The organism is Hymenobacter sp. UYP22 (genome assembly GCF_040547285.1).
Lineage (GTDB): Bacteria > Bacteroidota > Bacteroidia > Cytophagales > Hymenobacteraceae > Hymenobacter.
Genome location: NZ_JBEPPK010000011.1, coordinates 23,587 through 49,802, shown reverse-complemented (window position 1 = coordinate 49,802; position 26,216 = coordinate 23,587). Strand labels below are relative to the sequence as shown.

The 26,216-nt window shown below is 59.9% G+C and carries 16 protein-coding genes; 6 read left to right on the top strand and 10 right to left on the bottom strand.

Annotated features, from left to right (window positions below; translation table 11 throughout):
* Positions 1 to 272: 272 nt before the first annotated feature.
* Positions 273 to 1,193 (bottom strand): AraC family transcriptional regulator, encoded by a 921-nt coding sequence (locus ABIB60_RS16135; protein ID WP_354581318.1) that lies wholly within the window; start codon positions 1,191 to 1,193, stop codon positions 273 to 275.
* 270 nt (positions 1,194 to 1,463) lie between these two features.
* On the opposite strand from ABIB60_RS16135, the gene ABIB60_RS16130 reads away from it, so the two are divergent.
* The 3 genes from ABIB60_RS16130 (at position 1,464) to ABIB60_RS16120 (ending at position 4,004) form a co-directional block, all read left to right on the top strand.
* Complete coding sequence (locus ABIB60_RS16130) at positions 1,464 to 2,990, top strand: aldehyde dehydrogenase family protein (protein WP_354581317.1); 1,527 nt, start codon at positions 1,464 to 1,466, stop codon at positions 2,988 to 2,990.
* Between the two features lie 330 nt (positions 2,991 to 3,320).
* A complete protein-coding gene (locus tag ABIB60_RS16125; RefSeq protein WP_354581315.1) occupies positions 3,321 to 3,509 on the top strand; it encodes a hypothetical protein in 189 nt (62 codons plus the stop codon).
* A 51-nt stretch (positions 3,510 to 3,560) separates the two neighbouring features.
* Positions 3,561 to 4,004 carry a DUF779 domain-containing protein gene (locus tag ABIB60_RS16120; RefSeq protein ID WP_354581313.1) on the top strand — a complete coding sequence of 148 codons (444 nt, stop codon included), beginning with the start codon at positions 3,561 to 3,563 and terminating at the stop codon, positions 4,002 to 4,004.
* A gap of 319 nt (positions 4,005 to 4,323) precedes the next feature.
* Here ABIB60_RS16120 and ABIB60_RS16115 read toward each other — a convergent pair whose 3' ends face one another.
* Positions 4,324 to 4,791, bottom strand: a complete 468-nt coding sequence (locus ABIB60_RS16115; RefSeq protein ID WP_354581311.1) for a DUF4440 domain-containing protein — start codon at positions 4,789 to 4,791, stop codon at positions 4,324 to 4,326.
* A 92-nt stretch (positions 4,792 to 4,883) separates the two neighbouring features.
* Positions 4,884 to 5,402 (bottom strand): YMGG-like glycine zipper-containing protein, encoded by a 519-nt coding sequence (locus ABIB60_RS16110; protein ID WP_502915131.1) that lies wholly within the window; start codon positions 5,400 to 5,402, stop codon positions 4,884 to 4,886.
* A 199-nt stretch (positions 5,403 to 5,601) separates the two neighbouring features.
* Between ABIB60_RS16110 and ABIB60_RS16105 the strand changes: the two genes are divergently transcribed.
* A complete protein-coding gene (locus ABIB60_RS16105; RefSeq protein ID WP_354581309.1) occupies positions 5,602 to 5,907 on the top strand; it encodes a hypothetical protein in 306 nt (101 codons plus the stop codon).
* Here the strand turns inward: ABIB60_RS16105 and ABIB60_RS16100 are convergent.
* The gene (locus ABIB60_RS16100) at positions 5,885 to 6,775 is read right to left on the bottom strand and encodes an alpha/beta hydrolase (protein WP_354581307.1); all 891 of its coding nucleotides are present in this window, start codon (positions 6,773 to 6,775) and stop codon (positions 5,885 to 5,887) included. The two genes, ABIB60_RS16105 and ABIB60_RS16100, sit on opposite strands and share 23 nt — an antisense overlap.
* A 191-nt stretch (positions 6,776 to 6,966) precedes the next feature.
* Here ABIB60_RS16100 and ABIB60_RS16095 point away from each other — a divergent pair, with 191 nt between their 5' ends.
* Positions 6,967 to 7,896 carry a WD40/YVTN/BNR-like repeat-containing protein gene (locus ABIB60_RS16095; protein ID WP_354581305.1) on the top strand — a complete coding sequence of 310 codons (930 nt, stop codon included), beginning with the start codon at positions 6,967 to 6,969 and terminating at the stop codon, positions 7,894 to 7,896.
* 92 nt (positions 7,897 to 7,988) lie between these two features.
* On the opposite strand, the gene ABIB60_RS16090 is transcribed toward ABIB60_RS16095, so the two are convergent.
* From ABIB60_RS16090 to pbpC, 4 genes are all read right to left on the bottom strand, one after another.
* A complete protein-coding gene (locus tag ABIB60_RS16090) occupies positions 7,989 to 11,216 on the bottom strand; it encodes an efflux RND transporter permease subunit (RefSeq protein ID WP_354581304.1) in 3,228 nt (1,075 codons plus the stop codon).
* A gap of 189 nt (positions 11,217 to 11,405) precedes the next feature.
* Positions 11,406 to 12,545, bottom strand: a complete 1,140-nt coding sequence (locus ABIB60_RS16085) for an efflux RND transporter periplasmic adaptor subunit (protein ID WP_354581303.1) — start codon at positions 12,543 to 12,545, stop codon at positions 11,406 to 11,408.
* Between the two features lie 230 nt (positions 12,546 to 12,775).
* The gene (locus ABIB60_RS16080) at positions 12,776 to 14,134 is read right to left on the bottom strand and encodes a TolC family protein (protein ID WP_354581301.1); all 1,359 of its coding nucleotides are present in this window, start codon (positions 14,132 to 14,134) and stop codon (positions 12,776 to 12,778) included.
* Between the two features lie 376 nt (positions 14,135 to 14,510).
* Positions 14,511 to 16,892: a penicillin-binding protein 1C gene (gene pbpC, locus ABIB60_RS16075; RefSeq protein ID WP_354581299.1), complete on the bottom strand. Its 2,382-nt coding sequence runs from the start codon at positions 16,890 to 16,892 to the stop codon at positions 14,511 to 14,513.
* 306 nt (positions 16,893 to 17,198) lie between these two features.
* Between pbpC and ABIB60_RS16070 the strand changes: the two genes are divergently transcribed.
* Positions 17,199 to 19,943 (top strand): S8 family serine peptidase, encoded by a 2,745-nt coding sequence (locus ABIB60_RS16070; protein WP_354581298.1) that lies wholly within the window; start codon positions 17,199 to 17,201, stop codon positions 19,941 to 19,943.
* Between the two features lie 85 nt (positions 19,944 to 20,028).
* On the opposite strand, the gene ABIB60_RS16065 is transcribed toward ABIB60_RS16070, so the two are convergent.
* Positions 20,029 to 20,352, bottom strand: coding sequence for a hypothetical protein (locus ABIB60_RS16065; protein ID WP_354581297.1), 324 nt, complete (start codon positions 20,350 to 20,352; stop codon positions 20,029 to 20,031).
* A 192-nt stretch (positions 20,353 to 20,544) separates the two neighbouring features.
* Positions 20,545 to 26,127, bottom strand: a complete 5,583-nt coding sequence (locus tag ABIB60_RS16060) for an alpha-2-macroglobulin family protein (RefSeq protein WP_354581295.1) — start codon at positions 26,125 to 26,127, stop codon at positions 20,545 to 20,547.
* Positions 26,128 to 26,216 lie beyond the last annotated feature (89 nt).

Sequence of the window (26,216 nt, the reverse complement as noted above, 5' to 3'; positions counted from 1 at the left end):
TAGCGTGCGGCGGCGGAAGGTTGAGTAGCAGAAACCTGCAAGTATCTTAGAAGGTTGCGAAGTTGAGGTGAACGGCAGGTATTGCTGTGAATAGAACGTAGTGCAAAGGTGCAGCCGAAGCATCTTGCGTGCTAACACTGCGTCCAAACTGCCTGTCATGCTGAGCGGAGCCGAAGCATCTCTACCTCTGGCTAATCATTGCCATTACAACGAAGCGGTAGAGATGCTTCGGCTCCGCTCAGCATGACGTTCTTTAGTTGACGTTATACTTATCACCCCAATGCTTGGCGCTTGTAGGCGCCGGGCGTTACGCCTTCGTATTGCTTAAAGAGCTTCTGGAAATAAGCGGTGTTGTTGAAACCGGCCCGGAAGCAGACGTCGGCTACTTTGGTGAGCGGGTTGCGCAGCAGGCGTTTGGCTTCCTGGAGGCGCTCCTGAATGATATATTCCACGGGCGTGAGGCCCAGTTCTCGTTTAAATACCCGGAAGAAAGTGGCCTTGCTCATGCAGGCCAGCTCGGCCAGTTTCTCCACTGTAATCTGCTCGGTGAGGTGCTGTTTGATGTACTGCACCACGGCCGCGAAACGGTGAGAAGTGGCGTGCTGCTGGTAGTTGTGAAAAAGCAGCTGGCGGGCCTGGGTTTGCATGAGGCGCACCAGCATTTCCTGAATGGTGAAGCCCGCCAGCACGTCCTTCACCCGGCCGGTGTCACGGGAGAGCTGCACGAGACGCTCCAGGGTACCGGTGAGTTCGGGCGTATTCTGGAAATGGGCGTGTTCCAGTGTATCGAGGTGCCAGGGCAGGTGCGCTTCGGCCCGGGGTTGTTCCTCGTTGAGCAGATCCACAGTTTGGCGGATGGTGTCGGTGGGAATGGCTACGGCCAGGCACTGCGTAGGGTGCTGCTCATCGGCCTCCGGAAAATCAATTACCATCGTCTCGTTCTCACCCACCACCACCGACTCGCCCGGCAAATACTCAAACGATGCCTGCCCAGGCAAATGCATTACTTTCTTGCCCTGGAGCATGGTAGTAAGCACCACATGACCCATGCTGAGCGGGACCTGGTGGGCCGTGCGGTGCGTTTCAAACACGTTTAGCTCGAAAGCCTCCAGGGTATACACCGTCCGGTTTTCTACCAGCGTAGTGAGTTGCTCGGGCTGGTGCAGGGCAATAGGGGCGGGTACATAAGTCATACGGCTAGCGTGAGGTGAAGCATCCGGGCACAAGCAAATGGCCATCCAACCGGCGGCAGCTAAAGCTAGAAACAGTTCAACCAGAAATCAATAGCTCCGCCGTTCTTCTGATTAGCAGCAACCAGACCTGAGGCGGTATAGTTGCACTGATGAGTAAGTGAGTACTTACAAGTTGCGACGATAAGCATGGTTTATTGCGACGATAGTAGAGTTGTTTCGGGCGGAGTGGGGCCTAGCTTAGCCTATCCAATAACCCCAACTCTACTGCGAATGGAAACCCTGGAAAAACCCACCACTCTAGTTGACCGGCCCAAGTTTAAATCTCACTACGATAATTTTATTGGCGGAAAGTGGGTGCCACCCGTGAAAGGCCAATACTTCGAGAATATTTCGCCTATTGACGGACAGGCGTTTACTAAAGTGGCCCGCAGCTCCAAGGAAGACATTGAACTGGCCCTGGATGCCGCCCACGAAGCCTTCAAAACATGGGGCAAAACCTCGGCCACGGAGCGCAGCAACATCCTCAACAAAGTAGCCAACCTCATTGAGGAAAACCTGCCCCACCTAGCCGCCGTGGAGTGCGTGGAAAACGGCAAGCCCATCCGCGAAACCACCCTGGCCGATTTGCCGCTGGTAGTGGACCACTTCCGCTACTTCGCCAGCGTAATTCGGGCTGAGGAGGGCAACGTGACGGAGCTGAATGCCACCACCGTATCCATGAACATCAATGAGCCCTTGGGTGTGGTGGGCCAGATTATCCCCTGGAATTTCCCGCTGCTGATGGCTACCTGGAAGCTGGCCCCGGCCTTGGCCGCCGGCTGCTGCGTGGTGATGAAGCCCGCCGAGCAGACGCCCGCTAGCATTATGGTGCTTATGGAACTGCTGCAAGACGTGCTGCCGGCCGGTGTGGTGAACGTAGTAAATGGCTTCGGGCTGGAAGCTGGCAAGCCGCTGGCTTCGTCGCCGCGCATTCAAAAGGCGTCCTTCACCGGCGAAACCACCACGGGCCGCCTCATCATGCAGTACGCCGCCGAAAACCTGATTCCGGTGACGATGGAGCTGGGCGGCAAGTCGCCAAACATCTTCTTCAAGAGCGTAATGGACGCCGACGACGACTTCCTCGACAAGGCCATTGAAGGGGCCGTAATGTTCGCGTTGAACCAGGGCGAAATCTGCACTTGCCCCTCGCGCATGCTCATTCAGGAGGACATTTACGACGAGTTTATCGAGCGGGTAATTGCCCGGGTGAAGGCCATCAAGCTGGGCAACCCCCTGGATATGGACACCATGATGGGGGCCCAGGCCAGCAACGACCAGTTCGAGAAAATTCTGAGCTACCTGGAAATTGGCAAGGCCGAAGGAGCTGAAGTACTGTGCGGCGGCGAGGCGTACCAGCAGGAAGACGGCGCATTGGCGGAGGGCTACTATATCCAGCCCACCATGTTCCGGGGCCACAACAAAATGCGCATTTTCCAGGAGGAAATCTTCGGGCCAGTCGTGTCAGTTACCACCTTCAAAACGGTGGAAGAAGCCCTGGAAATTGCCAACGACACGCTCTACGGCCTGGGGGCCGGCATCTGGACGCGGGATGCCCACGAGCTGTATAAGGTGCCCCGCGCTATTCAGGCCGGCCGCGTGTGGGTGAACTGCTACCACGACTACCCCGCTGGTGCACCCTTCGGCGGCTATAAAGCCTCCGGGTTCGGCCGCGAAAACCACAAAATGATGCTCAGCCACTACCGCCAAAACAAGAACATGCTGATTTCTTACAGCCAGCAGAAGCTGGGCTTCTTTTAGGAAGGGGTGAATGAGGCAATGGTGAGCTGTGGTTTCGGTACTCCACGTCGGATTTACCGGAATGGCAGCTCACCATTTGCTGTTCTGCGCAACCTGCGGCCACTTGGCATAGTCTTTTAAGTAATTCTATAACTAGCTGGCTATATGAAAACTACCACGTTGTTTTGTCGTCTGCTGGTAGCCGTAGGGCTTACCGTAGCGGGGGCTACGGCGGCTTCGGCCTAGAAGCTCCCGCTACCCGGCCAGAAAAACCCGGACTGGACCCTGCTCAAAACCGAACCGCTCTACAGCAGCGCGGATGCCGCGCCCAACCAGCCCATGCCGGTGCCCATGCCCAACATCGACGCCCGGGGCGGCATGAAGGACAGCAGTGGACAGTGGTTCATCTATTATGACCCGCAGCGCAACATACGCTATAACATGGCCGACCTGAAAAAAGGCCGGCTGCGGGCCCAAGACCTGCGCACGGGCACCGTGTACACGTACGCGCCCAAAAAAGGCGCTTCTCGTAAACCTTAATAAACTCCTGGCAGCCAGTTATGCCAGTTGTCCCCAAATCTCTGCCCACTCATGTCTACTTCCCCCACCGCCCGCGTGCTGGTAACCCCCGCCGCCGAAGCCACCATCGACCTGCTCCGTGATGAGCATGGGCCGCTGATGTTTCACCAAAGCGGAGGCTGCTGCGACGGTTCCTCGCCCATGTGCTTTGCTAAAGGCGAATTCCGGGTGGGCAGCAACGACGTGTGGCTGGGCCAGATTCACGGCTGCGACTTTTTTATGAGTGCCGCGCAGTTTGCCTACTGGCAGCACACCCAACTCACGGTAGATGTCGTGAAAGGCCGTGGGGCCAGCTTCTCCCTGGAAATTCCGCTGGGCGTGCGGTTTCTCATCCGCTCCCGCCTGTTCACCGAAGAAGAGGAAGCGAATATGGCCCCGGTGTATGATGGGGAGGAGTACCTGATGCGGCCCACCGGTGTAAGCCCGTTGCCCGGCGGTAGTACAGCACTAGGCTGAAGGGCTACATAGTTGCCCCCGGCAAATCAGTAAGAATCTGCTCAGAACCCGTATTTCTCGGCTAATAAGAGGCAGTTGTATGAACGTATAGCCAACAGACCCTGCTCAGGTGGGGCGTGTTGACCGTCTGTTTTCATCACTAACCATTCTTTGCCTCATGTTCTATCACGACCGAGAGCTTCAGTACAAAGTACGGGTGGCAGCGGCGGCCACCATTCCGGCAGTGAGGGAAAGTAAGTGCCTCACACTTTCGCTCATACCTAACAGAAAGCCCCGGCCAAACTGGCCGGGGCTTTCTGTTGTAGCCGGTAGCAGCAACCTAGTTGGCCACCTTCACGGGCAGGCCTTCCAGTTGCACATAGCTGAGCTTCCAGGCGTTTTTCTTGTTCTTCTTCCAGAGCAGAATGAAGTTACCCTCGCCCTCGCCCCGGGGCTGGCCCGGGCCCTCGGGCACTACCTCCGTGGAGAAGGTGCCGGCCTCGTAGGCCGTGTTGGCATCGGAGCCGGAGGTGGTGGAGTAGAGCTTCAGGTCGGAGATGGTGCCCATAGTGGCACGTACCCACTTATCCGATACCTCCGACTTGCCATTGAAACGGGTGGCACCTTGAGCGTACTGCACATCGTCGGCCAGCAGGGTATCAAGCTGAGCGGTGTTTTTCGCGTTCCAAGCACCAATAAACTGCTGGTTTAGCGCCTTTACATCGAAGGCCGCCGCTTCTTCGGCTTTGGGGGCGGAGCAGGAAGCCAGCACGGCGCCGGCCAGCAGAAAACCAAACACGGATTTCATGAGAACAGGGATTAGGTGAGGTCTGAACGGGAGAGAGAAACAGAAAGCCCAGGCCCGCGGGCCTGGGCTTCGAAGCTAAGAGGAAAACCGGATTACCAGCTCTTGCGGCGCACCTCCGAAGTGGGGTAAGCTTCGTCGCGGGCACCGTAGGCGGTGTTAGGCAGGTAGGCCGAGTTCATTGAGAGGGCGGCGGGGGCGTTGCCAGCGGCCGAGAAGCTGCTCATCAGGGCGGGCGAGGTGGCAGCCGGGGCGGCAGCTACAGCAGCGGCGCGGGAAGCTGCCTGGCTGCGGCCCTGGGCAATGCCCTGGCGGTAAGCGGCAGCGCGGCGGGCTTCGGCGCGGCGGGCAGCCGCTACGCGGGCAGCTTCGGCCCGGCGCTTGTTATCGGCGTTGCGGCCAATGGCGTAACCTAAACCACCCCCGGCAGCGCCACCCACGGCCCCACCTACTACGCGGTTTTTCTTGTTGATGAGGGCGCCGGCGGCGGCCCCACCCAGGCCACCAATAATGGCCCCTTTAGCGCTGGAACTTACCTTGCGGTCTTGGGCAAAGCTGCTGGCGATGGTAGAAAAGAACATCACAAGGGCGAGAAGCAAACTTACCTTTTTCATGTCGAGAGAAATTTAGGTTCAGGGGACCGGTTGTGTAGTGGCCCTGAACTCAGTTTTACAAGCACCATGCCAATACGGGCAGAATCAGCCGCAGGTTTACCTCGACACTGCTAAAAAATGCTAGGGCCAGCCAGGTAAAACAAGTAGCCTAAAATCAGCCTTGGTTAGCTATACAAGCCGATTTTGCGTACTGCCAGGTATGAAAGAAAAACTGCTTTTCGAGGTGGTAGAAAGTTTTTCGCTGACGGGGCTGGGAGTTCTGTTAGTACCGGCTAAGCCGACCCCGGAGCTGCAACATCTGGCTCTGCATACCGCCTTAAAAGTACAGCTACGTTTCCCTGGTAGCCGCCAGATTGCCGCCGTAGTTAGCGTGGAAGAAATATCCCGCTCCCAGCAGGCCGAAATACGAGCGTTGCTGCTTACGCAGGAAGGTGCCGGGCCAGTATCAGCAGGCACTGAGGTGTGGTGGAATGGGCAGGAAGCTACCTGGGAGGAACTGCTTTAGCGCAGCCAGCCACCAGCCAGTTACGCAGGCGGTCCATCCACTCATCTTTGGTGGTCGCATTGTGCATCCCGAAACCATGGCCCCCTTTTGGGTATAGGTGCATTTCTACGGGCACATGATGGTACAGGCAGGTTTCATAAAACCGCAGGCTGTTCTGCACTTCCACTACGGCATCGTCCTGAGCGTGCACCAGAAAGACCGGCGGCGTTCGGGCCGTTACCTGGGCATCGGCGGAGTATAGCTGAATCTGGGCGGCCGTGGGGTGCTCTCCCAGCAGGTTGGTGCGGGAGCCTAGGTGCGCCAAGCTATCCGAGAAGCTGACAACCGGATACAGCAGCATGAGAAAATCAGGCACAGCGGAAATGGCGCTGAGCGCCCCGACTGGGTTGCCCGGTACCACGCGGTGGGCGGTGCCAGCCGTAGCAGCCAGGTGCCCGCCTGCCGAAAAGCCCATTAACCCAATACGTGCTGGATTCAGGCCGTATTCCTGGCTTCGTTGACGCACCAGCCGCAGGGCCTGCTGGGCATCCAGTAACGGCACCACCGACTTATCAGTCTGGCTTTCGGCGTTGGGCAGGCGGTATTTCAGCACGAAGGCGGTAATGCCCCAATCATTGAGGCGGCGGGCCACATCGTACCCTTCGTGGTCCATGGCCAAACGCGCATAGCCGCCTCCGGGGCAGATGATGACGGCCGTGCCGTTGGGCTGCGCTGGACGGAAAACAGTGAGCGTAGGCTCCGTAACGTTGGAAATCCGGATACTGCCGCCCGCTTGCTTCTCCACCACCTCCCGCACTTTGCTAGGCTTGGAATTAGGGACTGGGCCATCATAAAGCGGCAGTACGGGCTGGGTTTGGGCAGTAGCCATGGATGATGGTAGGGCAATAAACCCAAGAATTAGAAAAAGTAGTTTCACGCGGCGCAAGCATAAATGAGGATGGGTTCTGTGCCTTATATATTGCAAGTGCTATTACCAAACTAGCAGAATTCTGGCACCACCACTCGTTATGTTTTGGGGCTACATAGCTGAGTATTACGCTCAATAAATAAATCCACCTAATGAATCAGCTATCCATAGTGACTTTAATTCTGCTATTAGTAGCCTGCACTACTCATCAGGAGAGTGAGGGGCAGCAAAAGGAAGCCTTGCATTCAGAGGTACTTATTTTCACAAAATCCGCTGCCCGGAATCAGGATACTGGGGTATCGGATTTACTGCCGATTGGAGCAGATACATTGATAGCCGTAAAACATGGTGGTGGTTTAGCCCTAACAGCAGATGGTGGAGCCCACTGGCAACATCTTCACGATAGAGAAAGCCTACTTGATTTTGTATTTTTTAAAAGCCTGACCATTGACGAGCAGGGCGTGCTGTGGGGCCTAGACAGCTGGGCTGGCATACACGAGGCGGATTACGCCCGCCTGATGTTGTCCACTGATTTTGGGAAAACGTGGTTCAAGCACGAGTTTGACCCCCAGATATTTTTTCCTTATTCTATCTACTCGCAGCCTGGTCAACGGCTACAGGTAGCTACCTATGGCGGAACCGTGTACCAGTTGCAGGATCAGATTGGTAGCGCATGGCGGCCAACACAGCATTTACCCGAGCTTGATTACACAGTGAATGACACTATTTCAGACGATTTCTATTTTTCAAAGCATCAGTTCAAATTTCTGAAGCAGGGGCAGTTGTTTCAGAGAAACCAGGGGGGCTGGCAAGTGGTAGGAATAACCACATTTGTGAATGAATTACACGATGTCTGTGCCTGTAGCGGCCGAATCTATTTCACCAGCCAAGGCAGTGCCTATGGCTACTCGCCGGATTACCTGTTAACTGCCAACGGCCCGCAACAGCCCGCCGATACGCTTCGACTCCAGAAAGAATTGCATCAAGCCCACCTGCGGTGCGATGGAAAAGGAAGACTATGGCTGTTCAACTACCGAGGCATCTGGCAGAAAATTGGCAGTGAATTTCATAAGCTGTATTAACAAAAGCTACTTAAACAGTAAAAGCAGCTAACCCAACGCCCCAACAGCATCCACTGTTGGGGCGTTGGGTTAGCTGCAAATAGGCCGGCTACTTAAGCCGGTTGTGGCACGGCCGAATGGTCACCTTCGCCGGGGCCTTCCTCTTTCAGGCCGCCGTGCTCTTCGTCGGGCTTGTAGTTGGCTTCCAGCTCGGCCAGCTTTTCCTTGCCGTAGGCAAAGCGCGTAATCAGCACGTAGAGCACCGGCACAATGAAGATGGCCAGCAGCGTAGCCGAGAGCATGCCGCCCAGCACCGTCCAGCCGATGGTCTGGCGGCTTTGGGCGCCCGCGCCGGAGGCAAATACTAGCGGCAATACGCCCAGAATAAAGGCCAAAGAGGTCATCACAATGGGGCGCAGGCGGAGGCGCACGGCTTCCAGAGTGGCATCTACCAGCGGCATGCCTTTATCTACCCGCTCCTTGGCAAACTCGATGATAAGGATGGCGTTCTTGGCCGACAACCCGATGAGGGTGATGAGGCCAATCTGGGCGTAGACGTTGTTGGTGAGCTTGGGCAGGAAAATCAGCGCCACAATAGCCCCGAACGCACCCAGCGGCACAGCCAGCAGCACCGAGAAGGGCACCGACCAGCTTTCATACAAGGCCGCCAGAAACAGGAATACGAACGTGAGCGAGAGGGCGAAGATATACACCGTCTGCCCGCCGGCCAGCTGCTCTTCCCGGCTTAGGCCCGAAAATTCGTAGCCGTAGCCGGCCGGCAACGACTGGGCGGCCGTTTCCTTCAGGGCGTTGATGGCGTCGCCGGAGGAGTAGCCGGGGGCGGCGTTGCCGTTGATTTCGGCCGAGCGGAACAGGTTGTAGTGGGAAATCAGCGGGGCCGACTCGGTGCGCTTGTAGCTGGTGAGCGTGCTCAGGGGCACCATGCCGCCCGTGCTGTTGCGCACGTAGTACTGGCCCAGGTTGCTGATGTCGGCGCGGTACATGCTGTCGGCCTGAGTTACCACCCGGAAGTTGCGGCCGTACACCGTAAAGTCGTTCACGTAGGCCGAGCCTAGGTAGGTGCGCAGCGCCGTCCCGATATCGGCAATGCTTACGCCCAGCTTCTTGGCCTTCTCCCGGTCAATAGTAAGCTGGTAGCCGGGGGTGTTGGCGGTGAAGAAGGAGAAGGGGGCCGCAATTTCGGGCCGCTTGCGCAAGGCGCCCAGGAAGTTCTGGAGCTGGGCGTCGAAGTTCTTGATGTCGCCGCCCGGCTCCCGCTCCTGGAGCACGAAGCTAAAGCCGCCGGTGTTGCCCAGGCCCGGAATAGCCGGGGGCGAAATCACCACCACGTTGGCTTCGCGCAGGCGGCTCAGGCGTTTCTGAATGGTTTCAATCAGGCCCTGCAACTGCACTTCCTTGTCCTTACGGTCTTCCCAGGGCTCCAACTGGCAGAACACGGTGCCGCTGTTCGACTTGGACGAGAAGTTCACGGCGTTCAGCCCGCCCAGGCCGGCGTAGTGCCGAATGCCCTTGATCTGGCTCAACTCCTTCATAATCTCCTTGAGCGTACCCACGGTGCGTTCCGTGGAGGCCGCCTCGGGCAAGTTGAAGGTTACGATAATCCGGCCCTCATCCTCGGTTGGGATAAAGCCGCCGGGCTTCTTGGCGAACAGCAGGCCCGTACCGGCCACGATGCACACCAGAATGACCACTACAAAACGGCTGTGCTTGATGCCGCGCTGCACGCCCGCGCCGTACTTGCCGGTTACCTTATCAAACCAAGTATTAAACTTGTAGAAGAACTTGTCGAGGCCCTTCGAATTCTCGTCGCGCTTGTGAGGCTTGAGCAGCAGCACGCACAAGGCCGGCGTAAGCGAAAGGGCCACGAAAGCCGAGATAATCACCGAAATGGCAATGGTGATGGCAAACTGCTGGTACAGGCGCCCGGTGATGCCCGGAATGAAGCCCACCGGCACGAACACCGCCGCCAGAATCAAGGCAATGGCAATAACCGGGGCCGATATTTCGCGCATGGCCGCCAAAGTGGCGTCCAGCGGGTTCATGCCCCGCTCGTTCATGTTGTGCTCTACCGCTTCCACCACCACAATGGCGTCATCCACCACAATACCAATGGCCAGCACGAAACCGAACATGGTAAGCGTGTTGATGGTGAACCCCAGCGGAATAAACATAATGAAGGTGCCGATGATAGACACCGGAATGGCCAGCACCGGGATGAGGGTGGAGCGCCAGCTCTGCAGGAACAGAAACACCACAATGATTACCAGCACCAGGGCTTCCACCAGCGTGTGCAGCACCTCCTCAATCGACACTTTAACCACTGAGGCCGCCTCGAAGGGCACCACGTAGGCCAGGTCGGCGGGGAACTGCTTTTTCAGCTGTTCCATGGTGGCATTCACGTTTTCGTAGGTTTCCAGGGCGTTGGCGCCGGGGGCCTGGTACACCAGCAGGTAGGCGGCGCGCTTGCCATCCACGAAGGAGTTGCTGGCGTAGTTGAACTTACCCAGCTCCAGCCGCGCCACATCCTTGAGGTAGACCACCGAGCCATCAGTAGGCCGAGTTTTCACGATGATGTTGCCGAACTCCTCGGTGTTGGTGAGGCGGCCTTTTACAAACACAATGTACTCGAAGGTCTGGCCGGTTTGGGCCGGGGGCGCGCCAATGGAGCCGGCGGCAATCTGGGCGTTCTGCTCCTGAATAGCCGCCGATACTTCCTGGGCCGTTACGCCGAGCTGGCTGAGCTTATCGGGCTTGAGCCACACGCGCATCGAAAAGTCGTCGGCCCGGCTCACAATGTCGCCCACGCCCTTGGTGCGCAGCAGCGCGTCCTTTACAAATACGTTGGCGTAGTTATCGAGGAAGGTGGTGTTGTGGGTGCCCTTGGGGGCGTACATGGCCACCAGCATCAGAATACTGGGGTTGCGCTTGCGCACAATCAGGCCTAGGCGCTGCACCTCCTGGGGCAGGGTGGGTTGGGCAATGCTCACCCGGTTCTGCACGTCGAGGGCGGCAATGTTGATGTCGGTACCCACCTCGAAGTTTACCGTCATGCTCATCTGCCCGTTGCTGGTGCTGTTGCTCTGCAGGTAGGTCATGCCGGGGGTGCCGTTCACCTGCACCTCCACGGGCGTGGCCACGGTCTGCTCCACCGTTTGGGCGTCGGCCCCGGTATAGGTGCCGCTCACGGATACGGTGGGCGGGGTAATTTCCGGATACTGCCCCACGGGCAGATTCAGGATGGCCAGCACCCCCACCAGCACAATCACCAGGGAGGTGACAATGGCCGTAACGGGGCGCCGAATAAAGGTTTCTGCAATCATAGCGGTGGACCTCACCCCCCAGCCCCCTCTCCTCGGGGAGAGGGGGAGCCTGACGATTGGCAGGAGGGTATTTCGTCGATGGATATTTTGAACTTGATTTCGTTAGTTCAGCTAAGCCGAAAAGCAACGTCCAACGAGTGTTCGTTGAACGCACCCCCTATCCCAGAGGAGAGGGGGCTGGGGGTGAGGCTACTTGGCGGCAGTAGGGGCCGGGGCGGGCGTGCCGGTGGTAATCTGGCCCCCGTCGCGGAGGCGGTTCAGGCCCTCTGTTACCACTTTGTCGCCGTCCTTGATGCCTTCCATTATCACAATCTGGTCGCGGAGGCGGGGGCCGAGCTGCACCTTGCGCTGCACGGCCTTGCTGCTGTCACCGGCAATGAACACGAAGTTCTCCCCCATCTGCTCTACCACGGCCTTAAACGGTACCACCAGCCGGCGGCCCGACTGCCGGTTGAGCACGTTGAGCACGGTGCTCATGCCGTCTTTCAACTCCCGCTTGGGGTTGGCAAACTGCACCCGAATCTGCACGGTGGCGGTTTGCTGGTCTACGCCCCGGTCAATGGCCAGCATTTTGCCGGGCTGGGCGTAGCGCGTGCCATCGGGCAGCAGCAGGCGGAAGGTGGAGTCCTGGCCCGTACTGCTCTGGCGCTGCAAGCCAGCAAAGCGGCTCAGGTCAGCATCCGGAATTACAAAGTCCACGCCCATGGGGTCTTCGGCGCTGATGGTATTGAGCAAGGTGGTGCCGGGGCTCACCTGCGCCCCCAACCGCACTTGCGAAATGCCGATGCGGCCGGTAAATGGCGCATTAATCACGGAGTAGTCGAGGTCGGTGCGGGCCAGAGCTACGGTGGCCTGAGCCTCGGCCACCTGGGCCTGAGCGGTGGCGTAGGAGGTTTGGGCGTTGTCTACAATCTGCTTGGCAATGGCATCTTGCTGGGCCAGCCGCTGGTAGCGGTTCAGGTTTACCTGGGCGTTCTGCACCACGGCCTGAGCGCTGCGCAAGCCGGCCAACGCCTGCTGGTAGGCCGCCTGGTACTTGCGGCGGTCAATTTCATACAACGGCTTGCCTTTCTGTACCAAGTCGCCATCCTTGAAGTAGATGCGGGTGATAAAGCCGGCTACCTGACTGCGCAGCTCCACGTTGTTCAGGGCTACTACGGTGGCGGGGTATTCATCGTAATATACCGCGTCGGTGGTGCGGGCATCTACCAGCGTTACGGGCGTGGCCGGCGGCGGACCAGCGGCTTTTTCGTCTTCTTTTTTGCCACAGCTCGCCAAAGCCAGCAAGCTGGCGGCAAAGGCAATGTGGCGGAGGAGGGTATGGTTCATATTGGAAGGTAGGAGCGGCGGAAGGGAGATGAGGAACTGACGGGCGGCGCGGGTGGTGCAGGTGCTCAGGGTTGAAACCCTGGGCTATAGAGTGGGTACTGGGTGTTTCAGAACGTCCTGCTGAGTGGAGCGTAGTCGAAGCATCTCTGCCGCTTCGTTGTGCAGCTCTCGATTAGTCAGAGCTAGAGATGCTTCGGCTTCGCTCAGCATGACGGGGTAAAAACGGACACTTAGTACTCTGTGGGTAGCTCCCCGAGGGCACGAAGCAGATCTACTTTGCTGCTCAGGAGCTGAAAAAGAGCCGTGTAGTAGTTGAGCTGGGAGGTGCGCAGCGTGGTTTGGGCCACAATCAGGTCGATGTAGGCGCGGATGCCCTCCCGGTATTGCAGGTTGATGACGTTGTACACTTCTTTGGAAGCCTCCAGGTTGCGCTTGCCCAGCATGTACTGGGTGTAGTAGCCCTTGTAGTTGGCCAGGGCCGTGGCGTACTCCGTGTTGATCTGGTTGCGGGTGTTGCTCACGTCCTCATCTAAGCGGGTGTTGAGCAGGCGAGCCCGGCGCACGTTCTGGAGCCGCCGGAAGCCGGTAAAAATGGGTAAACCCAGCTGCAAACCCGCGTAGGAGTTGGGAAAGCGGGTGCGGTACAGCTCACTGGCCGAGTTGTTCTGAAACACCGAGTTGTAGTTGGCAAATGCCGACAACGACGGCAGAAACCCAAAGCGGTAGTAGTCCACCGTCAGGTCCTGCAAGGCCCGCTGCGTCTGAAGCTGCTGCACCTCAATGCGGTTACTAATGTTCAGGGCTACGGCCGTATCCATGGTGGCATCCAGCTCCAGCTTCAGCGTATCGTACTGCAGGGCCAACGGACGCTCGGGGGGCAGGCCCATTAGTTGCTTGAGGTAGGCCAGCCGGGCATTCACAGCCTCCGAAGACTGCTTGCGGCCGGCCAGGGAGTTGTTCAGCGAAATTTCAGCCTGCAGGTACTCCGTCTTGTCGGCAATGCCGGTTTCGTAGCGGGCCCGGGCGTCGCGGTAGTTGCGCTGGAGGCGGGCAATGTCCTGGCTGAACACATCCAGTTGGCGCTGGGCCAGCAGCACGTCGTAGAAGCCCTTGCTCACATCCGAAACCGTGGCAATCCTGACGTTTACCGTGTTTTGGGTAGCGGCCTGGTTGTTGAACCGCTTGCTGCGGGCGGCCAGCAGCACATCATTATTATAGATGGCCTGCGTCCCGCTCAGCCCCACGGTAGTCACGTTGCGCACTCCAATTTGCCGGGGCGTGAGCGTGCCGGTGGCCGGGTCGGGGAAGATGGTGAAGGGCAGCTGGAAGTAGTGCTGGGCCGTGCCCTGCAAGCCTACCTGGGGCAGCCAGCCGGCCAGGGCAATCTGGTTTTCAGAACGGGTAATTTCCTCATCTACCCGGGCCTGGCGCAGCAGCGGCTGGTTAACCAGGGCCACGTTCAGGCACTGGGCGAGGGTAAGCTCCTGGTTGGGCGGTAAGGAAGGAGTAGCCGTCTGGGCCACGCCTGCGCTGGGGGCCAGCCACAGCAAGCCTAGCAGAAGCCGTAGCGTCTGGTGTACGTATTTCATAAGGAAGGAAAAGCAGTTACACCACAGTGTAACTGGTAGGTATAGGGCTGGGAACCCACTAAGGGCAGATAGAGCGGCTGCCCCATGGACGCCAGCCGCCGGGGGGAGGCTGCACGGGTCCAGGGGCCCAAAACCAGCCAGCCACTCAAAAAAGGCCAGCCCGGATTTCAGTCAGTGATAGGGCGGAAGCTGGTTAAACCAGCCAGCTGTGGAAAGGTTTTAGGGAGCTTTTATATTAGCTGCCTGCTGGCATAGTTCAGCTTCAGGCAGACCACCACCGGGCCAGTAGCGCGAACTTTGCAGTTCGCCCCCCAGAGCGACAATGACTATAACGGTGCGGGGACGCGAACTACACAGTTCGCGCTACTGAGGCCAGCTACTCCAGCTCCGTTACGGTTACCAGCACGTCGGTATTACGGCCGTGGTCGTCGGCGCAGGATATTTTGAGCGGTCCGGGCTGGGGCCGGAAAAATACCCGCTCGGTAGCCGCCGCCGTCCGCAGAAACTGGTCGTTTACGTACCAGTGCACCTGGCGCACTTCGCTGTCGGTGGTGCAACTGAGCAGGAGCTGCTGCTGTTCGCGCTTGTTGAGTACGTACTCGGTGTTGGCCGTGGGGGAGGTAATGGTGGGAGCTTGCTCCGGGCCGCCGCGCACCAGCTGACATTGGGGGTTATGGGGTGGCAGGCGGCGGTACGGAATGCCTTGCGCCTCTTTAAAAGCAGCCACTTCGGGCAGCAAATTGGGATACAACTCCCGCCGGTAGCCGGCCGCCGGCGCGCAGGCCCGGCAGTACGTGAAGCCCCCGTCGGCCGATACCAGCACCTCCCGCACGTGCTGGCAGCGCAGCCCGTTGCTCACGTTGGGCAGAAAGTAGTCGATTACCTGATTGGGGCAGTTCTCGCCCGGCACCAGCCCGCTTTCCGCGCATACCAGCCGGAAATCCAGCGCGGCAGGTGGTACAAACCAGTCGTTGGGCGAGTTGTAGGCCAACGCATTGAACAAGTCAAACAGCAACGGCGTGGCCACGTCGGCCCCCGTCAGGGCCGGGCTACCCTGCCCGCTGAAGTTGCCCACCCATACGCCCACCGTGTACTGTTTGTTGTAGCCAATGCTCCAGGCGTCGCGGCGTCCGTAGCTGGTCCCGGTTTTCCAGGCCACTTTGGGCAGACGCAGGCTGCTGGCGGCTCCCAGCGGTAAATCGGGCCGGGTGAGTTGGGCGAGAATATCGGTGGCCAGAAAAGCGGCCGACTCAGAAATTAATTGGACCCCACCCCCCGGCCCCCTCCCCTCCGGGAGAGGGGATGAGTTCTGGAATAGTGACCCGTTAGGCTCCCCCTCTCCCCCGGAGAGGGGGCCGGGGGGTGAGGCAAAACGTAGCGGTGCGTACTGCCCGGCATCAGCCAGCGTCACGTACAGGCCTGTCAACTCCTCCAATGAAGCCCCGCAACCGCCCAGAATGCTGCTCAGACCCAACTGTGCCCGGTTACGCTTCACATTCTGAAACCCGGCCTGTTGGAGTTTCTCAGTGAAGGCGGGCACGCCGAGCTGGTTGAGCACGCGCACAGCGGGAATGTTGAGCGAATAGGCCAGGGCCCGTTCCAGCGTTACCTCCCCGTTGCAGCGCTTGTCGAAGTTCTCGGGACGGTAGCCCTGGAAATTAGTGGGCACGTCGGGCAGCATCTGTTTGGGCGTTACCAGGCCCCGGTCCATGGCCAGGGCGTACAGAAACGGCTTAAGCGTGCTGCCCGGGGAGCGGACGGCCACCACGCCATCGTTCTGGCCTTGGCTGCCGAAGTCCCGGAAATCAGCCGAGCCTACGTAGGCTTCCACCTGCCGGGTACGGTTATTCACCACCAGTACGGCCGCCTGCGAAATACCCAGCTCATGGAGGCGGCGCACGTAGCCCAGGGTCAGGTCTTCAGCCTTACTTTGCTTGCTGCGCTGCAGACTGCTGCGGATGATGGCCTGGCGCGGGAACTGCCGCACCAGCCGCCGGGAGAGGTGAGGTGCCAGCGTGGGGGCGGGGTGGCGCTGCACGTCCAGGGGTTCCAGCAGCGCATCTTCCACATCCTGCTGCGGAAACAGCCCCGCCGCCCCGAAGCGCCGTAGCCACCGGTTCCGCTCCCGCAGTACGGCCGCATTGTTCTTGCCCAGCACCAGCCCCCGCGGGCGGTTCGGGATGATGGCCAGCGTGACGGTTTGGGCCAGGGAAAGGTAGTCGGGCGTTTGCTGGAAATAGAGCAGGGCCGCCGACTTCACGCCTTCCACGTTGCCACCGTAAGGCACCAGGTTCAGGTAGAGCTGCAGAATCTCGTCCTTGCTATAATGGGCCTCCAGCTGCACGGCGCGGGCCATTTCCAGCAGCTTGTTCGGCAGGGTGCGTTCCTTGGGCTCCAGCAGCCGGGCCACCTGCATGGTGATGGTGCTGGCCCCGGTGGTGCGCCCCGAGCCGAACAAGTTGCGCCCGGCCGCCTGCACTAGCGCCCCGGGATTCACCCCGAAATGCCACCGAAACCACCGGTCCTCCTTTTCCAGAATGGCCGTGCGCAGTACCGGCGTAATCTCGCGCAGCTCGGTTTTCATCCGCCACTTCTGGGTAGGGTTGAGGTAGGCGTGCAGCACGGTGCCATCCTGGGCCAGCACAATGGGTGAATACAGCGGCGCGGGCGGTACCGGAAATGCCCAATCCAGCCCCAGTAAAAGCAGCAGCAACAGGCCCACGCCCGCAAATAGTCGAAGGGCAAAGCGCCGGTTCATGCGTCAAATATACGCCGGCTTCTGGAGGAGGCTAATGAATAGTAATTTTTGAATTTTAATAACGGTTTATTAAAGTAAAAGCGGGTTTTTATTGTAGATAATTCAAACAAACAGGCAATTATTTGAAGAAATTTCATAAATATGGAATCCGGTGGGTAGAATGGTGGCGTAGATGAGGTAGCAGCAAGGACTTGCCAGCAAGAGGGATACGCATCTGAAACCTGGCCAGGCAGTGCGTTGACTTTGGGACATTGGTTTTTGCCGCGCATCCACCTCCCTACCTTCTTTCTATTTCCGCACTCCTACATGAAAAACCGCTTCTTTCTCACGCTGACCCTGGTAGGTGCCAGCATCAGTGTATCGTTTGGGCAGGCCACCGTTGACCCCGAGCTGCGCGCGGCTCTGGCCTCCAGCCCAACGGCGCAGGTAATTGTGACCTTCAAGGGCAATGAGGCCCCGGGCTTGTTGCAGCTGGGTCTGCTGCAGCGCCTGGGCATCACGCGGGGCGTTACCCTGCGGGCCTTACCGGTTGCCGGCGTAATTGCCACGGCCGCGCAGGTAAATGCGCTGGCCCAAAACCCGGAAGTCCGCTCCCTCTTCATCAACAAAAAGCTCGATTACTACAACTTCGACGATACCCACCTGACGGGCGTAAAGCGCCTGCGGGCCGATAAGCAGATGACGGCCCGCAATGGCGGCCTGCCCGTGTCGGGTAAGGGTGTGGGGGTACTCATCAACGACAGCGGCGTGGATGGTACCCACGAGGATATTAAGTTCGGGTCCCACCTGGTCCAGAATACGCTGGGCTCTACCAACCTGAATTCGCTCAGCGCCCTGTTGCCGGTAACCTACATTGAGGGTGTGCCGAACACGGATACCAACTCCGGCCACGGCACGCACTGCGCCGGTACGGTGGGCGGCAACGGCACCCGCTCCAACGGCAAATACGAGGGGGTGGCCCCCGGAGCCTCGTTGCTGGGCTACGGCTCGGGCGGGGCTCTGCTGGTGCTCGATGCCATGGGCGGTTTCGACTATGCCCTCACGCACCAGTTTCAGTACAACATCCGCGTTATCAGCAACTCCTTCGGTAGCAGCGGCGACTTTGACCCCAACAACCCCCTAAACGTGGCCACCAAAAAGTGCTACGACCGGGGCATGGTGGTAGTATTTGCGGCCGGTAACGAAGGCCCCGGCGCCGATACGCACAACCCCTACGCCATTGCCCCGTGGACCATTTCGGTAGGGGCCGGTGACCGAAACGGGCTGCTGGCTGACTTCTCCTCCCGCGGCGTGCGGGGCGAGCAGGGTACGTTTGTAATGGACGGCGAAACCTGGACCTTCAAGAACGAGCCCTCCATTGTAGCGCCCGGCGTTGACGTGGTTTCCACCCGCGCTATTGCTCCGGTGTCGTCGTTGGGCGCGCAGCAGGATGTGGAAGTGCTGCAACCCAGTGAAGTGCCCTTCTACACCCACAGCAGCGGTACCTCCATGGCTACGCCACACGTGGCCGGTATTGTGGCGTTGTTGCTGGAAGCCCGGCCCTCCCTGAGCCCGGCTCAGGTTAAGGAAATTCTGGAAAAAACCGCCACCAACATGCCCGGCCGTGAGTCGTGGGAAGTGGGCGCGGGCTACGTGAATGCCTACGCCGCCGTTGACCAGGCCTTCCGCTCTGCCACTTACGGCACCACGGTAAACGCCGCCCGCCGCTTCAACAGTAGCGTAAATGCGCAAACTACCACGGTGCCTTTCTCCATTAACTTTAACCCCGCCGTTACGGCGGGCAACAGTATGTCGTTTCCGGTTAGCGCCGGTACCAATAGCCTGGAAGTGAAGATTTCATCGAAGGGCATCCTGGGTGAAACGGGCAACCTGACCAACCTGGTGCTGCTGGACCCCAACGGAGTGCGCTACAGCTCCGGTACGCCCGTTACCTTCACGCTCACCACCGACCGTAGTGTGGCCGTAGCCGCGCCCGTTGCGGGTACCTGGAAGGTGCAGGTAGAAGGGGTGCGCGGGGTAGCCGCCCCCGAAACGGTCAGCGGTACGATTTCCCTGCTGACGCCAAGCGGCACTACCAACCTCAACGACATTGCGGGCCACCCGGCCGAAGCCGCCATTAAGATGGCCGTAACAAACCGCTTGGTAGATGGCCTGAGCAACGGCTTCCGCCCCGATGCCCCGCTCACCCGCATTCAGCTGGCCGATTACCTGCTGATGGGCCAGGGCATCCGGCAGTTGCTGCCCTTCAGCGGCGCCCGTTCCTTCACCGACGTGTCCTCGGCCGCCGATGTGCTCCTGACGGAATCGGTAGTAGCCAAAGGCGCGGCCCAGCGCGACCGGTTCCATCAAGCCGGCGGCGTGATGCTGCCCACGGCTACCGGCACGTTCTCACCCAATGCGCAGGTAAACCGGGCTTCCTTGGCGTACTCCCTGGTGCAGAGCCTGGGCTTTGAGCAGCAGGCCCTGGCCCGCAACAGCCAGCCCCTCACGGTGCAGGTAAACGGCCAAACTATTGCAGTAGACGATGAAGGCTCGATTCCCGCCGCGCTGAAAGGCTACGTGAGTATTGCCCTGAATCTGAACCTCATCAACGCCTACTATACGCTCAAGCAGGGCCCCTACGACCTGCAGCCTACGCTGCACGCCACCTTCAAGCCCAGCCAGAACGTAACCCGGGCTGATTTCGCCGTCATCGTGAGCCGCACGTTCCCGCAGTATGATGCTGTAACGCAGCCCACTGCTGCCCGCGGCACGGCCAGCACCACTACTACGGCTACCACGGCTGCTACTCTGCTGGACCGCAGCACCGTGGCGTACCCCAACCCCTTTAGCGGCTCTACCACCATCAGCTACCACCTGGCTCAGCCCGGCCCGGTAAGCGTGGAGGTATACAATACGTTGGGCGTGAAAGTACGCACCCTGGTAGCCGGTACCGAGGAGGCGGGGCTGCACCAGGTACGCTTCGACGCCGGTAACATGGCCCGGGGCACTTATCTGTTCAAAGTGAAAAGCGGTGCCGCCGTTACTACCCAGCGCCTCGTGCTGCAATAAGCACCGGGTAGCTTTTCATACAACAGGCCGGCTCCATTGGGGCCGGCCTGTTGCGTTAGTAAGTACGTGGCAGTAGGGGCGGCCTTTATTGGCCGGCCTGCTGACGACGTGCCCAAAGCGTATCAAAGCGCTGCTGCAGGTCCTCGGTGCTGATAAAGAAAGCCGGGTTGGCATCCGCATCCCGCAGAGAGTCCAGCAAGGCCTTGGCCGGCACATATTGCCGCTGGTTGATCAGCGCATCGGCCCGCTGCAAGGTTCGCTGGCCCCGGGCTGCGGCTTCCGGGCTGTCAGCTTCCCGCGTCACGTTTCCCCGGCCATCGGTGCGGAAATAGAAGTAGTAGCCCATCCACAAAATCATTCCGAAGAACATGACTAGGATGGAAATCAGAACAACGCGTAGGTTAATCATGAAAGAATGAGGTAGTAAGAAGTAGAAGAAACTGAAAACTGAATCTGAGCTTTACGCCAACTGGTTCTAATAGAAATAGCGCAACAAACTATCATCTGTCATCCTGAGCGGAGCGAAGGACCTTATTACGCCGGAACGACTTATTCTGACGTGATAAGGTCCTTCGCTCCGCTCAGGATGACAGGTTTTTGTTTACCGCACCCGCACTACACCAGACCCAGCGTATGAGTGGTACTCGGCGTTGTACATGGCGTCGGCGCTGACGGGGCCGAGCTTAAAGGTGCCTTTGCTCACGGCGCGGCAGAGGTAGTAGAATGATTTGGGCTGCGTGGTGACGGTGGTGAACAGGTTGATACGGTCGTCGCGCACGTCGAGGTAATCGGGTTGGGCGGCGTCGGTGGCCCAGGTCAGGTCGCGCACGGCCCCGATGCGCGGGTTTTCGATTTCCAGGCCGGCGGGGAGCAGGTCGGTAATGGCCACGTTCTTCACTTCCCCGGCCGACTCAGCCGACTGGATGGTGATTTTTACCACTACCAAATCGTTCTGGCGGAAACTGGTGCTGCCTACGGGCTGGCCGGTACGGTTCAGAAACTGGCGGCGCACCTGCAGGTAGGCGTCTTCCTCGCGCACCTGGCCGGTGGGCGAAATGCCCTCGGTTTCCCAGAAGTAATAGAGGCTGCCTTTACCGCTGGTGCGCAGCTGCAGCTGGCGGTTGGCCACGTTGCTTACCGTGAGGTCCTTGCCCGAGAAGTTGCCGATGGCCTTGCCGTCGGCCAGCAGACTGGCGGTGACGGTGCTGCCGGCGTTTTTCTTGGCCAATTTGCCCAGGGCCAGCAGCGCGAAGGCACGTTCCTGGGTGCTGAGCCAGCCGGCCTGCTTCACCTGGCGGCTGAGCTGGCGGGCCAGCACGTTCACCTGGGCGTTGGCGGGGTCGGCGGCGAGCAGGGCATTGAGCACCAGCGCCTCGTCGCGGATGGGAGAGGAGAAGGCGTCGCCGAGCTGGCGGCCGGCAATGGACTGCACCCCGAAGCGGGCGGGCAGGGCCTCCCGGTAGCTGCGCTGGTTGCCGCTCAGGGCGAAGGCGCAGGCCAGCACCCAGCGCGAATCTTCGGGCAACAGCTTGCGGTTGGCTTTGTAGTAGTTCAGGCCCACAGCATCGGGGCGGCCGGCCAGGGCCAGCACGTAGAGCGAGTAGGCAATTTCCTTTTTGGCCAGCGTCACGGGCTGAATCACGCCGCCGGTCTGGATAATGTTGTAGGTGTCGGTTTCGCGCTTCCGCACCCGGGCCTGCAGGTAGCGCAGTACCCGGTCCAGCACGTTCTTGTTCACGTCGAAGCCGGCTTGCTGGGCTTCCAGCAGGAAGTGGGCGGCGTAGGCGGTGGCCCACCAGTTGTCGTAGTCGCCGCCGGGCCAGTAGCTAAGGCTGCCGTTGTACATCTGCTGGGCTTCTACCTTGCGGATGGCTTCCTGCACGTGATAGTTGGGGTTGAACAGGCCGGCCTTGCCCGTCTTGCCGGTTTTCTGACCCAGGGAAGCGGCCAAATCACCGTAGTAGAGCTGCGGGAAGGCGGCCGATACGGTTTGCTCCAGGCAGCCGTAGGGGTATTGCAGCAGGTAGCGCAGGTCCTTGGCAAATTCCGTCATCGGCGAGCGGCTCACTACCAGCTGGCTCCGCAGGGAGGAAGGCAGGAAGTCGGTGCGCAGGTTGAGCTGCTGGGCCGCGCCGCCCGCCACCACGCCCGCCCCTGTGCGCTTCTGCAGCGGTGAAGCTGGGCGGATGGGTAGCTCGATGGTTTCACTTAGCTCGTTGGAGTATGGTTTCCCAGCTGCATGGAACACTACTTGAATTTTACTATTCCCTATGCGACTGGCCATCATACGAAACACAACACGCTTCTCAGTATTAGGCGGGAGTACCATATGACGGTAAACGCTGTTGGGGAAGAAGTCGACACTAGCATTATTTCCTATATGTTGTTCCGCCAGTCGGTAATCCTCGCTAGAACGTAAAATTGTAGTTGTAGCAGTTTGAAGAGGCTGTGGAAGCTGTAAAAGTGCTAGACCTTTTATTGCCTTATTTGTCGTATTCGTCAGCGTTATGGGCACGTCAATCGTGTCGCCGGGGCTAAGGAAGCGGGGGAGGGCCGTGGAAATAACCACCGGGTCAGCCACGCGCATGGTGTGTTCGGCCGAGCCGAAGGCGTCGCCTTTGTAGGCCACTGCCATGATGCGGATTGCTCCGCTGAATTGGGGGATTTGCAACTTGTAGCGCACCTTGCCGCTGGCGTCGGCGGTGAGCACGCCGCTCCATTTGGCCAGCAGGCGCACGCGGCGGTTGGGCACGGGTGTGGTGCGGCGCGAGAGGTCGTAGCCGTCGCCGCCGGTGCTGCTGGTGCCCAGCTCGGGGAGCAGGAAGGGGTACACGTCGTAGGCCTGCACTTCCAGGGCGCGCTTCTGGTAGAAGTAGCCGTAAGGGTCGGGCGTGCGGTAGTCCTTCATCTGCAGAATGCCCTCGTCCACCATGGCCAGCGTCACCTGCGCGCCGGGGGCGGTGGTGACTTCAATGGTCTGGGCGGTCTGGGAGCGGCTTTGGGCGGGCGCTTTGATGGCGACTTGCAGGCGCGCGCCGGGCTTCTCCACCGTGAGGGGAACGAAGCCCCGGGCCACGGTGAGCGGCAGGCGGTTGTCCTTGATTTCGCGGATAGCAGTGGCCGTCACGTAGATATTGGGCACGTGGTTGCCTCGGATGGGCACGTCCACCTTGGCCGATTTCTCATCGGTGGTCACGTAGAAGTGGTCGAGCACCCGGTCCCGCTCCACCGTTACGAGCACGCGGCCGGGGAAGGGCGTTTTTAGCAGCAGGTGGGCCACGTCGCCGGGCTCGTATTTGGGCTTGTCGGCCTCAATGGTCACCTCGCCCTCATTGTTCACCTCGAAGGAGTTGCTCTGGGTGTCGCCGTAGCCGTAGGCGTACACGCGCCGGGCCACATAAGTCACGGCCCCAGGGCGCGCAACCCGGATTTCGTACTCGCCCGAATACGTAGGCGAGAAGCCCAGGTTGGCATCGGAGGTGCTACTGCCGTACACCGGAATGGTGCGGTTGAGCACCACTTCCTCGCGCTTCTGCGAGTTGTACACGTAGCGGCCGCCCTGGCGCTCAATCACCGTTTCCCAGAGCAGACGCACGATTTGTACCTGCGCCTGCGCCTGCGTGGGCTTGCCGGCCGGCGTGAGGGCCACCAGCTGCACGGCCAGCGGCTTACCGGTGCTCACCAAGTCATCGGCGCTCCGGATACCGAACAGCACCGGTTGGGTCTGCACCTCGAAGGTGGCCAAGCGGTTCACGGGCCGGCCAGTTTCGTCGAATACCGTGGTGAAGGCCGCGCCTTCCAGCGTGCCCAGGTCGGTGTAATCGGGCACTTCGTAGGTGGCAGTGCCGCGGCCGGCGGCGTCGGTGGTGCCTTCGCGGGTGGTTTTCTCGAACCGGTCGGAAATGGGCGTCGATTCCAAGTCACCATAGGCGCCGCGCCGCTTGTCGCCGCTGTTGATGGCGAAGGTGTACTGCTCGAATCCTTTGGGGTTGAAGGCTTTTTCCTTCAAGGAAAACTCCACTTCAAACTTGCGGTCGGCGGCCGGGGGGCCAAACAGGTTCTGGGCCGTAATCTGGGTCGAAACCGACTGGCTGGGCTTCACCACGGCGGGGCTAGCCTTCACCGTTACCTTCATCCGGTCCGGAATAAACTCCTCCACCGAAAGCTGGCGCGAAGTCAGCAGCACGTCGTTGCCGGTGAGGACTTCCAGGGTATAGAGGCCGGTCATCACGGCCGGGGGCAGAATGAAGCGGGCCTCGAAGGAGCCGGCCGCATTCAGCTGCTTCTGCAGGCTGGCGTACTCCTTGCCCGTGGGCAGCAGCAGCCGGATTTTCACCGGCAGCCCTTTGGGCGGGGCCTGCCAGTCCTCGGTGCGCAGTACGGTGTTGGTCTGGATGGTGTCGCCGGGGCGGTACAGGTCCCGGTCGCCGTAGAGGAAGGCCTGGTAACGGGCGGCGTTGGTTTGCAGGCCGCCTACCTCGAAGCGCGAGGTTTCCACCCGGCTGCGGCTCAGGTCGAGAAAGGTGAAGTCGTTGCCCTGCTGGGCCATCACCATGCCCAGCTTGAAGCGGCCGTTGGCGGCGGTGCTGTCGAAGCGGGCCACACCGTCGCCGTTGGAAATGCCGGTGCCCATCACCTGGTTGTTGGTACTGATGTAGCGCAGCTCCACTCCGGAAAGCGGCTTGGCGTTGCGGATGGAGTTGGCGAATACCAGCGTGCTGCCGGCCTTGCCCTGCTTCACAATCAGCCCAATATCCGACACGGCCACCAGCTTGCTCACTTGCAGCCACTGCCGCTCGGTGTCCTGCACCTTGATGATGTAGAGCCCTTTCAGCCCACCCGCAAATTCCAGGTCCTTGAGGTTCAGGTTCAGTAGCCGCAGCCCCTGCGCCTTCGGTAGCCCCGATACGGTGTAGGTGCGCTCCGTCAGGACGTTGCCCAGGTTCTCCACGTCGTAGTACTGGAAGGAGTGGTCCACGTACTCGCCGCCGTCACCTTCTTCCTCGTTGCTTTCCTCGCTGTCGTACTCGGGGTAGCCATACTGGGTGCCGCCGCGGAGCAGCTGCTGAATGTTGTTGGCGTACACCTTAGCAATGGTCACCTTCACCTGGTTTACCTCGTTGATGCGCACGCCCAGGTTGCGGGAGCCCAGGGCATCGAGGTACATGGCCTTCTCGGCGCTGCCGAAGCTGATGGTGGGACGTTCGTCGGAGAAGCTCACCGTCTGGGTTACGCCCTCGCCCAGCATCCCACCCAACCCGCCGCGTAGACCCTGGCTGATGCCAATCTGGTAGCTGCGACCTACCTCAAAACCACCTTTCAGCCGCACGCCATTTTCCACTTCCTCTACCTCGTAGGCCACCTGCGGCGACACGGTGAGGTAGCTCTGCAAATAGGTGGCCGTTACGGGCTGGCTGGTGGTGATGAGCACCATCGGGTCGGCATTTTTCAGCGAGCCTTCGATGGTGGTTACCTGCAGGGCCTGCGGGTCGGGCACGGTTACCTGGGTTTCGTAGTCGGTGGTGCTGGGCTGGTCGCTGCCCACGGCGTGCAGGCCCTGGGCCAGGGCCACCGTGAGCGGGGAGCCGGGGCGCACCTGCTGGTTGAGGCTCACGCGCACCACCTCACCCGGCTCGCCGCTGACCTCGAAGGCTACGGGCTGGCCGTCCTGGGTTACGCGTAGCAGCGGTTTTACGTCGGCGGGCTTCACGGCGTAGTTGAAGGGCAGCTCCACGCGCATCTCGGCGGTGCCGGCGGCCCGGCTGGAGCGGCCCCAGAACGCCTGCGGTTCCTGTAGCTCCAGGTAGGGCGTGTGGAATTTCTGGCGGTTCTCTGGCAGCTCGGCGTTGCGCTTGCCTTCGGGCAGGGCCTGCTTGCGCAGCGTGGCCGTGAAGGCGGTGCTGGGCTTAAACGGTGTGCTGGGCGAGAAAATCAGTTCCCGGTCCGACGTCCATTTGAACTTGCCGCGCACGGCCGGCTCGAAGCGCACCACCTGCACCGTATCCCAGCGGTCCTGCAGCTCGGGCGTCACCACGGCATCGGCAAACTGGAACACGAGGTTCTGGTACGGGTCAATTTCCTCGCCGTTGGGGTCTTGTCCACCGTCGGAACCGGACTTGGAGCAGGCGCACAGCACCGCCAGCAACACCAGCAGCGGCAGGCGGGAAAAGGAGCGAAACAGCATGTAAGGGGGAGGAGTTAGGAAAGACGCCGGAAGGTATAGAAAAACGGCGTTTCTGCTAGGTTTTGTATAGGTTTGAATGGGAATAATTA

Excerpts from the sequence above, each read along its gene's own strand:
- ABIB60_RS16135 (WP_354581318.1), bottom strand. The coding sequence starts at position 1,193 with ATGACTTATGTACCCGCCCCTATTGCCCTGCACCAGCCCGAGCAACTC.
- ABIB60_RS16130 (WP_354581317.1), top strand. The coding sequence starts at position 1,464 with ATGGAAACCCTGGAAAAACCCACCACTCTAGTTGACCGGCCCAAGTTT.
- ABIB60_RS16125 (WP_354581315.1), top strand. The coding sequence starts at position 3,321 with ATGCCCAACATCGACGCCCGGGGCGGCATGAAGGACAGCAGTGGACAG.
- ABIB60_RS16120 (WP_354581313.1), top strand. The coding sequence starts at position 3,561 with ATGTCTACTTCCCCCACCGCCCGCGTGCTGGTAACCCCCGCCGCCGAA.
- ABIB60_RS16115 (WP_354581311.1), bottom strand. The coding sequence starts at position 4,791 with ATGAAATCCGTGTTTGGTTTTCTGCTGGCCGGCGCCGTGCTGGCTTCC.
- ABIB60_RS16110 (WP_502915131.1), bottom strand. The coding sequence starts at position 5,402 with ATGAAAAAGGTAAGTTTGCTTCTCGCCCTTGTGATGTTCTTTTCTACC.
- ABIB60_RS16105 (WP_354581309.1), top strand. The coding sequence starts at position 5,602 with ATGAAAGAAAAACTGCTTTTCGAGGTGGTAGAAAGTTTTTCGCTGACG.
- ABIB60_RS16100 (WP_354581307.1), bottom strand. The coding sequence starts at position 6,775 with ATGGCTACTGCCCAAACCCAGCCCGTACTGCCGCTTTATGATGGCCCA.
- ABIB60_RS16095 (WP_354581305.1), top strand. The coding sequence starts at position 6,967 with ATGAATCAGCTATCCATAGTGACTTTAATTCTGCTATTAGTAGCCTGC.
- ABIB60_RS16090 (WP_354581304.1), bottom strand. The coding sequence starts at position 11,216 with ATGATTGCAGAAACCTTTATTCGGCGCCCCGTTACGGCCATTGTCACC.
- ABIB60_RS16085 (WP_354581303.1), bottom strand. The coding sequence starts at position 12,545 with ATGAACCATACCCTCCTCCGCCACATTGCCTTTGCCGCCAGCTTGCTG.
- ABIB60_RS16080 (WP_354581301.1), bottom strand. The coding sequence starts at position 14,134 with ATGAAATACGTACACCAGACGCTACGGCTTCTGCTAGGCTTGCTGTGG.
- pbpC (WP_354581299.1), bottom strand. The coding sequence starts at position 16,892 with ATGAACCGGCGCTTTGCCCTTCGACTATTTGCGGGCGTGGGCCTGTTG.
- ABIB60_RS16070 (WP_354581298.1), top strand. The coding sequence starts at position 17,199 with ATGAAAAACCGCTTCTTTCTCACGCTGACCCTGGTAGGTGCCAGCATC.
- ABIB60_RS16065 (WP_354581297.1), bottom strand. The coding sequence starts at position 20,352 with ATGATTAACCTACGCGTTGTTCTGATTTCCATCCTAGTCATGTTCTTC.
- ABIB60_RS16060 (WP_354581295.1), bottom strand. The coding sequence starts at position 26,127 with ATGCTGTTTCGCTCCTTTTCCCGCCTGCCGCTGCTGGTGTTGCTGGCG.